The sequence below is a fragment of the Streptomyces sp. NPDC001663 genome (assembly GCF_042893105.1).
Lineage (GTDB): Bacteria > Actinomycetota > Actinomycetes > Streptomycetales > Streptomycetaceae > Streptomyces.
This window is the reverse complement of record NZ_JBIAUR010000010.1, coordinates 175,486-187,728: the sequence shown is the minus strand read 5'-3', so window position 1 is coordinate 187,728 and position 12,243 is coordinate 175,486. Positions and strand designations below refer to the sequence as shown.

At 71.1% G+C, this 12,243-nt stretch carries 9 protein-coding genes; 4 read left to right on the top strand and 5 right to left on the bottom strand.

The window, feature by feature from the left end; translation table 11 throughout:
• Positions 1-8: 8 nt before the first annotated feature.
• The 5 genes from ACFY1L_RS31010 to ACFY1L_RS30990 all read right to left on the bottom strand — a co-directional run bounded on the left by ACFY1L_RS31010 (position 9) and on the right by ACFY1L_RS30990 (position 7,098).
• Positions 9-239: a hypothetical protein gene (locus ACFY1L_RS31010; protein ID WP_388831415.1), complete on the bottom strand. Its 231-nt coding sequence runs from the start codon at positions 237-239 to the stop codon at positions 9-11.
• A 101-nt stretch (positions 240-340) separates the two neighbouring features.
• Positions 341-1,624, bottom strand: a complete 1,284-nt coding sequence (locus ACFY1L_RS31005; RefSeq protein ID WP_388831414.1) for an ROK family protein — start codon at positions 1,622-1,624, stop codon at positions 341-343.
• A gap of 123 nt (positions 1,625-1,747) precedes the next feature.
• Complete coding sequence (locus tag ACFY1L_RS31000; RefSeq protein WP_388831413.1) at positions 1,748-2,719, bottom strand: phosphotransferase family protein; 972 nt, start codon at positions 2,717-2,719, stop codon at positions 1,748-1,750.
• Positions 2,720-2,743: 24 nt separating this feature from the next.
• A complete protein-coding gene (locus ACFY1L_RS30995) occupies positions 2,744-5,917 on the bottom strand; it encodes a cytochrome P450 (protein ID WP_388831411.1) in 3,174 nt (1,057 codons plus the stop codon).
• 128 nt (positions 5,918-6,045) lie between these two features.
• Positions 6,046-7,098 (bottom strand): LacI family DNA-binding transcriptional regulator, encoded by a 1,053-nt coding sequence (locus ACFY1L_RS30990; RefSeq protein ID WP_388831409.1) that lies wholly within the window; start codon positions 7,096-7,098, stop codon positions 6,046-6,048.
• A 210-nt stretch (positions 7,099-7,308) separates the two neighbouring features.
• Here ACFY1L_RS30990 and ACFY1L_RS30985 point away from each other — a divergent pair, with 210 nt between their 5' ends.
• The 4 genes from ACFY1L_RS30985 to ACFY1L_RS30970 are packed head-to-tail and all read left to right on the top strand — an operon-like array spanning position 7,309 to position 12,136.
• Positions 7,309-8,598 (top strand): ABC transporter substrate-binding protein, encoded by a 1,290-nt coding sequence (locus tag ACFY1L_RS30985; protein ID WP_388831407.1) that lies wholly within the window; start codon positions 7,309-7,311, stop codon positions 8,596-8,598.
• An 11-nt stretch (positions 8,599-8,609) separates the two neighbouring features.
• Positions 8,610-9,608, top strand: coding sequence for a carbohydrate ABC transporter permease (locus ACFY1L_RS30980; RefSeq protein ID WP_388831405.1), 999 nt, complete (start codon positions 8,610-8,612; stop codon positions 9,606-9,608).
• Positions 9,605-10,447, top strand: a complete 843-nt coding sequence (locus ACFY1L_RS30975) for a carbohydrate ABC transporter permease (RefSeq protein ID WP_388831403.1) — start codon at positions 9,605-9,607, stop codon at positions 10,445-10,447. The genes ACFY1L_RS30980 and ACFY1L_RS30975 overlap by 4 nt, the downstream gene beginning before the upstream one ends.
• Before the next feature lie 45 nt (positions 10,448-10,492).
• On the top strand, positions 10,493-12,136 hold the full coding sequence (locus tag ACFY1L_RS30970) for a glycoside hydrolase family 13 protein (RefSeq protein WP_388831401.1): 1,644 nt from the start codon (positions 10,493-10,495) through the stop codon (positions 12,134-12,136).
• Positions 12,137-12,243 lie beyond the last annotated feature (107 nt).

The window sequence follows — 12,243 nt, the reverse complement described above, 5'->3', positions numbered from 1 at the left end:
TGTCGCGGTCAGGCGGAGGACTCGTCCGGATCGGGATGCTCGGGGTGGACGGTGGCCGAGCGCGGACCGTCCTGGCGGCCGGTGCCGGCCTCGTCGGTGTCGGGAACTTCGGTGCCGGACTCGTCCTCGTCATCGGAAGGGATCGGAATGTCCAGCGGGTCCTCGCCCTCGCGCACCTGCTGGTCCGGCAGATCCCTCGGCACGGGCTCGTCCTGGCCTGTATGACGCCGATCGGCCACGGCGCACTCCCTTCGCGTCGTCGGGCGAGACGCGAGTACCTCCACCGGTGACATGCAAAACATGGGGGTTGTGCACCGCCCTGAAGGGCCGCTCGCGGCACTCAGTGACCGCGCTCCTCCAACGCCGCCCGCCACACGGGCACCGGCCCCTCCGGCACCGGCTCCAGCCGCCGCCCGCCCCGGGCGAAGAAGTCGGCCAGCGGCAGAATCGCCGCACCCACGGTCACCGCATCCGGCCCGAGCCGCCCGAGCTCAATGGTCACCTTCTCGGCCGGATGACGCAGCGCGTACGACGCCGCGTACCGCCGCACGGCAGGCAGGAACCGCGCACCCAACTGAAGCCCCGCCCACCCGCCGATGAGAATCCGCTCGGGCTGGAACAGATTGATCAGATCCGACAGCCCGGCACCCAGATACTCGGCGGTCTCCTCCAAAACCCCCAGCGCCACCGGATCGGCCTCACCCCCGGAGGGATACGCCGCGGCCAGCATCGCGCTCAGCGCCGTCTCCTCGTCGGCGCCCTCCGGCGGCCGTCCGCCCTCCTCGCGCCAACGGTCCAGCAGGGACTCCGCGCCCGCGTACGCCTCCAGGCACCCGAGCGCACCGCACCGGCAGCGGCGCCCCCTGACCCGTACGGTCAGATGCCCCCACTCCACCGCCCGCCCGTGCTCCACCTCGGGCGTCACCAGACACGCGCCGACACCGGAGCCGAACAGGACGACGATCGCGTTGTGTGCGCCGCGGCCCGCGCCGAACCACATTTCGGCCTGGCCGAGGGTCTTGGCGCCGTTGTCGATGAAGTACCGGACGCCGTCCGGGAGTTGAGAGGTCGAGCGGAGCAGGGCCTCCAGCGGGACCGCGTCCCAGCCGATGGTCTGCCCGTGTACGACGGCGCCGCTGTCCGGGGTGTGTTCCACGATGCCGGGGACTCCGATGCCGACACCGAGGAGCTGTTCGGGGGCGATACCCGCGTCGGCGAGCACCTCTGCAACCCCGTCACGGATGTGGCCGACGATGACGTCGACCTCGTAGCGCTGCTGCTCCAAGGGCCGCTCCGCACGGGCGAGTTCCGTGAGGGTGAGGTCGAACAGCTCCACGCGCACCCGGGTCTCACCGACGTCGACGCCGATCATGTGGCCCGCGCCGGGAGCCACGCGCAGCAGGGTGCGGGGACGGCCGCCGTCGGAGTCGACGCTGCCGGCCTCCTCGACCAGGCCGTCGGCGACCAGGTCCGCGACGACGTTGCTGATCGAGCCGGAGCTGAGCCCGGTCACCGGGCCGAGCTCGAAGCGGCTGAGGGGACCGTCGAAGTAGAGACGCTGCAGCACGGCCGCGCGGTTGGCCCGCCTGAGGTCGCGCACCGTGCGCCCGTTCCGCCCCGCCATGTGACTCCCTCCGAACCCTGTCCGACCTGCAAGATACCGCCGCGGACGGGCTCGGCGCGAATTTCCTCCAACCCTTAGTTCACGATGTGAGCTAAGAGGAGTCCGCCGAGGTGCTTCGAGCTGCTAGGAGACCAGCTCCTCGATTTCGTCCAGGGCGGCCACGAGTTCGGGGGCGACCACGTCCTGTCTCCACTGCTGATGCCCCTCGTCCAAGGCCCTCGGGACGACCTCCGTGAGCATGATCAAGTAGAGGTAGGCGCGGTAGAGGGCGAGCCGAAGCAGGGCCGGGGTGTCGAATTCGGCCCGCCCGCCGGCCTCCCGGTAGCCCGCCAGGAACGCCTCGTCCTTCTTGATGTCCCCGAGCAGCGCCAGGGAGACGAAGTCGGCGAGCGGGTCGCCCCAGAACATGCGCTCCCCGTCGATCAGTCCACCGATGCGCGGCGCCCCCGTCGAGCGGTCCAGCAGGATGTTGCCGGACCACAGATCGAAGTGGACGAGGGCCGGCACGGTGACCTCGTCGAGCGCGGCGTAGGCGGTGCGGGCGGTGCGGGCCACCTCGTCGGCCGGGCGGGGCAGCCGGGCCCGGTAGTGGCGGGCGTCGTCGAGGACGGCGTCGAGCATCCCGGTGAAGGCGGTCCGCCAGTCGGCGGCGAGAGGGCCGAGCGCGCCCGACGGATAGCCGTACCCCGGACCGGTGACCCGGTGCAGACGGGCGGTCTGGCGGCCCAACTCCGTTCGCAGGAGTGTCTGTTCGGTCTCGGTGAGGGAATCGTCCCAGGGATCGCCGGGACAGGCCGTCATCAGCAGATGGCCCGCCCCGGTGTCGCCGCCGAGGGCCACGACGTGCGGGGCGGGCACGTCGACCTCGGCGGCGCCGCGGTAGAACTCGGCTTCGGAGACGAGGAGTTGTTTCTCGTGGCTCAGTCCCGGGGCGTCCGGGGCGACCTTCAGCACATAGCGGCTGCCGTCGGTGAGCCGGAGTTCCTCGACGGTGTTGTAGGTACCGCCGGACAGGGGGCGCAGATCGGCGAGCCGACCGGGAGGGATCTTCGAGCCCTCCAGGATGCCTCGGGCCCTCTCCCAGGAGTCCACCACCGTGCGCCCACCCCTCCCCTGCGGTCAGCCGGCCGCGTACACGTCCTCGACGTAGCGCCCGTTTGCGATCAGTCCGTCCAGCCATTCCTCGGCTGCCGCGGCGTCCGCGTCCGGCGTGCGGTCCCGGTACAGGGTACGGAACGCGTCCCGCACACCAGGTGCCATTCGTGAACCGTCACCGCAGACGTACACCCGGGCCCCGGCGTCGAGCAGTTCCCGGACCTCGTCGGCCTCGGCGGCGATGCGGTGCTGCACGAAAGCCCCGTCGGGTCCCGCGCTGAAGGCAGGTCGGAGCGAGACGGCTCCGGCGGCCTCGGCTGCGCGCAGCTCCTCGGCGTGCAGGAAGTCGGCGTCGGGGGCGTCGCAGCCGAAGTAGCAGAGGGCGGGGGCGAGTTCGGCTCCCGCGGCGAGAGCGGACGTGCGGTCGGCGACGGCTCCGCGGAAGGGGGCGAGGCCCGTGCCGGCCGCGATCATGATCACCGGGGTCGTGCCGTTGATCCTGAACGCCTCGCGGCACGGCTGGACACGGGCGTACACCGTGTCGCCGGGTTCGACGGCGGCGAGATGGCCGGAGCCGACTCCCCGGTACACGCCCTTGCCCGAGCGGGCGGGGGCTTCCAGCAGGGAGACCATCAGGTCCGCGTGGCCGGGGTCCACGGCGGGCGAGGAGGAGATGGAGTAGTGGCGGGGGCGCAGCGGGGTGAGGATCTCCAGGAGCTGCGGCCAGTCGAGGGCGCCGCGCAGGGCGGGGTGGTCCTCGATCAGCTCGACGAGGGTGCGCGGGTCGTCGCCGGTGAGGGCGGCCAGGGCCGTGCGCTCGGGCGGGCAGGGGTTGGCGGCGGCGAGGGCGGCCAGCTGGGTGGGCGTGGGCCGCTCCTGCAACTCGACGTGGTGCGCGAAGAGTTGACGTACCGTCAAGGGCCGGTCGATCGCGAGGCCGTCGCGGCGCGGGCGGGGGGCGCGGAAGTCGAGGACGGTGTCGGGGTCGATGCCGAGTGCGGTGGCGGCGCGGTCGACGAGGGCTGGGGCGTTGACGGGCAGCACGGTGAGGTGGTCGGCGGTGCGGTAGGCGGTGCCGTCCGGGAGGGCGACGCGGACGAACCGCTTGCGGCGCGGGTGGCCGGGGGCGGTGAGGTCGTACGCCTCGGTGACGGTCATGGGGACGAGGCCGTGCCGCTCGGCGAGCGCGTGCAGGGGGCCGCCGGTGAGGGTGCGGACCTCGTACGCCGTGCCGGGGGCGTCGTCGGCCGTGGCGGTGGCGTCCGGGTCGCCGTACCGCTCCAGGACGGCCGTGCGCAACCGGGCCGTGAAGTCCCTTACCGCGCCGCTCAGATCGCCGGAGGCGTCTGCGGCGCCGCGGTCGACGAGGCGGGTGGCGCCGAGTGCGGCGAGACGGTCGTCGAGGCGGGTCGGGACGTGCTGGTAGGTGGCGGCCCAGTTGCGGTCGCCGACGCCGAGGGCGGCGTAGGTGACGTCCGTCAGGTCGTGGGTGTCCTCCAGCCAGGCGGCGAAGGCGGTGGCGTCGTCGGTGGGGCGGCCGTTGTAGGAGGCGGCGGTGATGACGACGGGCCGGTCGGTGGGCAGGCCGCCCGCGTAGGCGTCCAGGGGTGCGACCTGGGTCTCGCAGCCGAACTCGGCTGCCTCGTCGGCGAGTTGGGCGGCGAACTCGCGACAGGTGCCGTAGTTGCTGCCGTGCAGGAAGAGAAGGCCGGTGCCGGGGCGGACGCGGGCGGGGAGGGTGCGCGGGTCGAGGCTCTGCGCGGTCTCTACGGGCTGGGTGCCGGGAAGGACACCGTGCTCGCGGTCGACGGGGGTGCGCGGGGTGAGGGTCAGGGTGAAGCCCTCGGGCTTGAGGGTGAGGGTCTCCTTGACGTGGAGCGCGTAGTCGGCGTGGTCGTGCAGGCGGTAGCGGTGGACGAGCATCGCCAGCAGCATGGTCGCCTCGTGCAGCGCGAACTGCCGCCCGATGCAGGCGCGTTCACCGGTTCCGAACGGCTTGAAGGCGTGCACCGGCCGTGCCGCCTCCGCCTCGGCGGTGAAGCGGGAGGGGTCGAACAGCTCGGGGTTGTCGCCCCAGACGGACTGGCGGTGCAGCATCGGGGCGAGCACGGTGACGGCCTGCCCGGCGCGCAGCGGGATCCGCCCGCCGAGCAGCGTGTCCTGGAGCGCGTGCCGGCTGAAGGCGGCGGCCGTCGGCCACAGCCGCAGCGCCTCGTTGAGGACCTGGCGGGTGTACGTCAGCCTGCCGACCTCGTCGTACGTCGGCTCGGGGTCGGCCCGGTCGCCCCACAGCGCGTCGGCCTCGCGCTGGACCAGCCGGAGGGCGGTGGGGTGCTTGGCGAGGTAGTACAGGGCGAAGGACATCGCGCCGGAGGTCGTCTCGTGGCCCGCGATCAGGAAGGTGATGACCTGGTTGCGGATGTTGGCGGTGTCGAGGGTGGTGCCGTCGGCCGGGTGCTCGGCGGTGAGCATGAGGCCGAGGAGGTCCTCGGCGCCGGTCTGGTCGGTGCCGGTGCGGGCGGCGATGACGTCGTCGACGACCTGGGCGAGGTAGGCGGAGTCGTCCCGGAAGGCCGCGTCGGCCGCCGAGTAGTCCCCGCCCGGGGTGCGGGCGAGCCGGGTCATGCTCCATTCCAGGCAGCGGACCATGGACTCGACGAAGGGGTGGGGTTCGTCGCGCCCGAAGGACCCGAAGTCGTAGCCGAATCCGGCCAGTCCGATGGTGTCGAGGGTCATCCGGGTCATGTCGTCGGGGACGTTGACCGGCTGTCCCTCGCGGGCGGCCCGGTCCCAGGACGCGATGAGCCGCTGGGCGACCTTGACCATCACCGGGTGGTAGGTGCGCATCGAGCCGAGCGCGAAGGCGGGCATCAGGATGTCGTGCGCCTTGGCCCAGTTGGGCTCGTCGTTGTACGCGGTGAACAGGCCGTCGGCGGCGAACTCGCGGACGTTCTGCAGTGCGGGCCCGACATGCTTGGCGAACCGCTGCTCTTCGGCGAGGTCGGCCACCAGGTCGAGGTCGCCGACGAACAGCGTGTCCCGCCCGTGCAGCCGCCGTACGAAGGCCGGGCCGTGCTCGCGCATGAGGTCCATGGCCTGCTGGACGGGTGTGCGGCCGGGTCCGGTGGCGGTGATGTCGACGACGGGGACGCCGGGAAGGGTGTCCGCGGTGTGGGGGTGCAAGGCGGTGGGGGGCATGGCGCGACAACTGCCTTTCGCGGTACGGGAGTACTGCGATCAAGGTTGGTCGAGCGGATCCGGTCGTCCGCGCCACATGACTACATGATCGTGTAGTCAAGAACGCCTCCGGGGGCTTGCGGAAGCCCTCAGGACGGGTTCTCGACCTCCGTCGCGGGACCGGGCGGCCGGGCGGTGGTGCCCCTCGGGATCACATGGGTCGGCAGGACGATGTGCCGTTTGCCGTCCGCCTCGGGGTCGTTGATCAGCTGCAGGACCAGTTCGCCGGCCACCCGGCCCATCTCGGAGGGCGACTGGGCCACCGTGGTCAGGTCGAACCACTCGGCCAGGGGCTGGTCGTCGAAGCCGAGGACGGACATCTGCTCGGGCACTTCGATCCTGGCCCGGCGCAGGGTCCAGATGAGGGCGGCGGCGAGCTCGTCCTGTTCGGCGAAGACCGCGGTGGGCGGCTCGCGGAGGCTGAGCAGCTGTCCGAGCGCCTCGGCGACGGCGCGCTTGTCCGCGGCCGGAGCGGCCACCACGAGGGAGTCGTCCAGGGCAATGCCCGCCTCGGTGAGCGCCTGCTGGTAGCCGAGCAGTCTCTCGTGCGAGCTGAAGGAGAAGCCGCTGGCGCCGGGGCTCTGCATGAAGGCGATGCGGCGGTGCCCCAGGTTCAGCAGGTGCCGGGTTCCGTGCCGGGCCCCGGCCGCGTCGTCGACGTACACGCTCGGGCGCCCCTCGGCGTGCTGGCTGACATAGAGGACGGGCATCCCGAGGTCGTCCAGCCGTGCGCCCTCCTCCTCGGTGAGGTCGAAGCAGTGGACCAGCAGCGCGTCGGCGTTGCGCCGGGCCGGCAACTGCTCGAAGAACGAGGCGCGTTCGGCCAGGTCGGGTATCACATAGACGGTCAGCTCCATGTCCGCCGCGCGCAGCAGCGGGCCCAGGCTGGACAGGGCCGAGCCCATGAACCACGAGTTGAGCGTGGGCACCAGCACCGCGACGACGCCGGTCCTGCCGGTCACCAGGCTCGAGGCCTGCCGTGAGACCGCGAAGTTCAGCTCGCGCGCGGCCTTCTCGACCCGGGCGCGGACGTCCGGCGACACGCTCGACAGCCCCCGCAGCGTGCGGGAGACGGTGGATACGGAGACCCCGGCCCGTTCGGCGACATCGGCCATCGTGGGGTGCCGTTGAGCTGCAGGCATGGGCGGACGTTAGCACAAGCGTGCACGAATCCGCCGCGCCCCGTGACAGCGCTGTCATCCAATTACTTGCGCGTAACGCATTGACGTGCCAGCCATGACCCTCCTAGCTTGCAAGCGTTGTCTCACAGAGAGTGCACGAGACCTCAGAAAGTAGTCTTCACATGCCCTGAACTGCGTGATCCTTCTTGCAATCGCTGCCCGGGAGAAACATTGAGGAACAGGACGACCAGAGCGCTGCAACGCTCCGGTGCACTGTGCGCGGGGCTGGCCGCCCTCGCCGCGTGCGGTGCCGATGGCGGCTCGGTGTCGAGCACGGGACGGGGCCCCATCACCTACGTCGCCGGTGCCGACAACACCGGCACGGTGGCGGCGGTGCTCGACCGCTGGAACAAGGCGCACCCGAGGGAGAAGGTCACCTTCGTCCAGCTGCCCACCGATCCCGACGCGCAGCGGCAGCAGATGATCCAGAACGCGGCGACGAGGTCGGACGCCTTCACGGTGCTGTCCCTCGACGTGGTGTGGACCTCGGAGTTCGCGGCGCACCGCTGGGTGGACCGGCTGCCCGGGGACCGCTTCCCACTGGACGAGATGCTGAAGCCGATCGTCGCGACCGGAATGTACCGGGGCGGCCTCTACTCCGTCCCGGCCAGCTCGGACGGCGGCATGCTGTACTACCGCACCGATCTGCTCGAGCAGGCCGGCATCGACCAACCGCCCGTCACCTGGGCCGAGTTGAAGGACGACTGCGCCAAGGTGCGGAAGCTGCCCGCGGCCAGGGGCGTGTCCTGTTACGCGGGCCAGTTCCAGAAGTACGAAGGCCTGACCGTGAACTTCGCCGAGGCGGTGAACTCCGCGGGCGGGGTCGTCACCGATGCCAGGGGGCGCCCGCACCTCGACACCCCGCAGGCCAGGAAGGGCCTGGACTTCCTGGTCCGCTCCTTCCGGGACGGCACCATTCCGAAGGAGGCCGCCACCTACCAGGAGGAGGACGCCCGCCGCGCCTTCCAGTCCGGCAAGCTGGTCTTCGAGCGGCAGTGGCCGTACATGTATCCGCTGGTGAACAAGAAGGACGGCGCCAGCAAGGTCGCCGGGAAGTTCGCCGTCGCACCGCTGCCCGGCCTCGACGGCCCCGGCGCCTCCAGCCTGGGCGGCCACAACCTCGCCCTGTCCGCCTCGGCGAAGAACAAGGCCACGGCGCTGGACTTCATCCGGTTCTTCACCAGCCAGGAGACCCAGCGGTTCGCGCTGGCCTACGCCCCGGCCGCACCCACGTACAAGGCGCTGTACGCGGACCCCCGCCTGGTGAAGAAGTATCCGTACCTGCCCGTCCTCAAGCAGTCGATCCTCCACGCGGTGCCGCGGCCGCGCGTCTTCGGCTACGGCGATGTCACCGCCGCCGTCCAGCGGGAGGCGTTCGCCGCGCTGACCGGGGCCGAGAGCAGCGCGAGCGCGCTGCGCAATCTCCAGCAGGACCTGCGGCAACAAGCGGCCGGGAAGTGAGGAGACACGACATGGTGACCACCCACAACCCGCCCGACCGCCTCGACCGGCCGGCAGCGAAGCCGCGCGGAAACGCGAGAGGCCGGGCCCTCCCGGGCCGCCGCCGCAAGGCCACCTCCGGCGAGGCCAGGCTCGCCGCGCTCCTCGTCTCGCCGACGCTGCTGGTCCTGGCGATCGTGGTGCTCTACCCGACGATCGTGGCGCTGAAGGACTCGTTCTACGGCACCCCGGGCCTCGACCCGAAGACCGGGTTCGTCCGCGATCACGACCCGTTCGTCGGCGCCGACAACTACACCGCGATCTTCGGAGCGGCGGGCGACCGCTTCTGGAACGCCTTCTGGAACACGACCTTCCTCACCGTCACCACGGTCACCCTGGAGACGGTGCTCGGCATCGCGATGGCGCTGATCATGCACCGGGCGCTGCGCGGCCGGGCGGTCGTCCGCGCGTCCATCCTCGTGCCGTGGGCCATTCCCACCGCCGTCACCGGCCTGCTGTGGCGCTGGATCTTCAACAGCGACGGAGTGGCCAACGCCCTGATCGGCCGTCAGATTCTGTGGACCACCGAGGGGTTCCATGCCAAGGCCGCGGTCATCATCGCCGACGTCTGGAAGACGGCCCCCTTCATCGGGCTGCTCGTGCTGGCCGGCCTGCAGGTGATCTCCAAGGAGGTGTACGAGGCGGCCAGGATGGACGGGGCGGGCGTTCTGCGCCAGTTCTGGAGCATCACGCTGCCCCTCGTCAAACCCTCGCTGCTGGTGGCCGTGCTGTTCCGCACGCTCGACGCGCTGCGCATGTTCGACCTGCCGTACATCCTGATCGGCGCGCAGAAGACGTCCGTGGAGACGCTGTCCATGCTGGCCCAGGACCAGGCCGCGAACGTGCGGTTCGGACCGGCCGCCGCCTACGCGGTGATCCTCTTCGTCTACGTCTTCCTCATCGCGCTGGCGTTCGTCCGCTTGCTGGGTACGGACCTTGTGCCGCGTCGTCGTAAGGAAGTGACCGCATGACCCCCACCACGTTGCACCCGGCCGTGCGGAAGGCGCTTCTCTGGCTCGGGGTCGCCGCGGTCGTCGCCTACTGCCTGGCCCCCTTCTACTGGATGCTGGTCTCCAGCCTGCGCCGCACCTCGGACATCTTCGACAACTCCCTGTTCCCGTCCCGGATCTCCTTCGAGAACTACCGGGCCGTGCTGGACCCGTCCCAGGAATTCGGCCGGGCGCTGCTCAACAGCCTTGTCGTGGCCGGGATCACCACCGTCTGCGCGCTGCTGCTGGCGACCTTCACGGCGTACGCGACGGCGCGGCTGGAGTTCCGCTTCAAGCGGTTCGTGCTGACGCTGATCATCGCGACGTCGATGTTCCCGGTGGTGTCGATCGTGGTTCCGCTGCTGAAGATGTTCGTCGGCTTCGGCTGGATCAACACCTATCAGGCGATGATCGTGCCCAGCATGTCGTTCACGCTGCCGCTCGCGGTGTGGAATCTGACGGCGTTCTTCCGGCAGATGCCGGACGAGCTGGAGCACGCGGCCATGATCGACGGCTGCACCCGCGGCCTGGCGTTCCGCAAGGTCATCGTCCCGCTGGCGGCGCCCGGCATCTTCACCACCGCGATCATCACGTTCATCGCCGCCTGGAACGAGTTCCTCATCGCATTGTCGATGACGAACAAGCCCGAGATCCAGACCGCGCCCGTCGCGATCTCCAAGTTCGCAGGCGCCACCCAGTTCGAGACGCCGTTCGGCAGCCAGATGGCGGCCGGAGTCCTGGTCACCGTTCCGCTCGTGGTCGTGGTGCTGCTGTTCCAGCGCCGGATCGTGGCCGGCCTCACGGCGGGCGCGGCGAAGTAGTCCTGTCCTTCTCCCCTCACCGATCTCCGAGGAGTACGCACCGACATGACCACCAGCACCGCCCCTTGGTGGCGCGACGCCGTCATCTACCAGGTCTACATCCGCAGTTTCGCCGACGGGAACGGCGACGGCGTCGGCGACATCGCCGGCATCCGCTCACGGCTGCCGTATCTGAAGTCGCTCGGCGTGGACGCGATCTGGATCAACCCCTGGTACAAGTCGCCGATGGCCGACCACGGTTACGACGTCGCCGACTTCCGACAGATCGATCCGCTGTTCGGCACGGTCGCCGAGGCGGAGCAGCTCATCGAGGAGGCGCACGGGCACGGGATCCGGGTGATCCCCGACATCGTGCCCAACCACACCTCCGACCAACACGCCTGGTTCCAGGCCGCGTTGGCTGCCGGGCCCGGCAGTCCCGAGCGGGAGCGCTACGTCTTCCGGGCCGGCCGCGGCCCCGACGGCGGCGAACCGCCCAACGACTGGGTGTCCTCCTTCGGCGGCCCGGCCTGGACCCGGCTGCCCGACGGGGAGTGGTACCTGCACCTGTTCGCCCCGCAGCAGCCGGACCTCAACTGGGAACACCCGGAAGTGCGGGCGGAGTTCGAGTCGATCCTGCGCTTCTGGTTCGGCCGGGGCGTGGACGGCTTCCGGATCGACGTGGCGCACGGGCTGATCAAGCACCCCGAACTGCCCGACCTGCCGCCCCGTCCGGAAGCGGCGGCCGAGGGGCCGCGCCGGCACCTCGACCATCCGCACTGGGACCGGGACGAGGTGCACGACATCTACCGCGCGTGGCGCCGGGTGGCCGACGAGTTCCCCGGTGACCGGTCGTTCGTCGCCGAGGCCTGGGCGGACACCCCGGAGCGGCTCGCCGCCTACGTCCGCCGGGACGGACTGCACACGGCGTTCAACTTCGACTTCCTGATGTCCAGTTGGGACGCCAAGGACCTGCGTGCCGTCATCGACGACTCCCTCGCCATGCTCGGCGCGGTGGGCGCCCCGGCCACCTGGGTCCTCTCCAACCACGACGTCGTGCGCCACCCCAGCCGCTACGGCCGCAAGGTGGTCAAGCGGTGGACGGCCAACGAGCCCTACCGCCCCGAAGGCCCCCTGGACCTGGAACTGGGCACGCGGCGGGCCCGCGCCGCCGCCCTGCTGATGCTCGCCCTGCCCGGCGGCGCCTACGTCTACCAGGGCGAGGAGCTCGGGCTGCCGGAGGTCGAGGACCTGCCCGAGGCGGTGCTGCAGGACCCGGTCTGGGAACGCTCCGGGCACACCGACCGCGGGCGCGACGGCTGCCGGGTGCCGATCCCCTGGTCGGGGCGGAGTGCGCCGTACGGCTTCAGCCCGCAGGGCACGGCGGCCGAGCCCTGGCTGCCGCAGCCGGCCGGCTGGGCGGACCTCGGTGTGGCCGCGCAGACCGGCGACGAGACCTCGATGCTGGAGCTGTACCGCGCCGCACTGCGCCTGCGCCGCGAACACCCGGCCCTCGGCGACGGCAGCCTGACCTGGCTCGACGCGCCCGCGGGGGTGCTCGCCTTCAGCCGTGATCCCGGGTTCGTGTGCGTGGTGAACCTTTCGGCGGAGTCCTACCGGCTGCCCGAGCACACCTCGGTGCTTCTGGCCGGCGGGCCGCTGGAGGAGGGGCTGCTGGCATCGGACCAGGCGGCCTGGCTCGCTGTGTAGCCGCCGACCGTGGGGAGGTCCGGAGGAGTTGCCGCCGGGCCTCCCCACCTGCACTTTCACCTCCGTCCGCCCGCATGATTGTGTAGTGCACGCAGTGCGCGGCAACT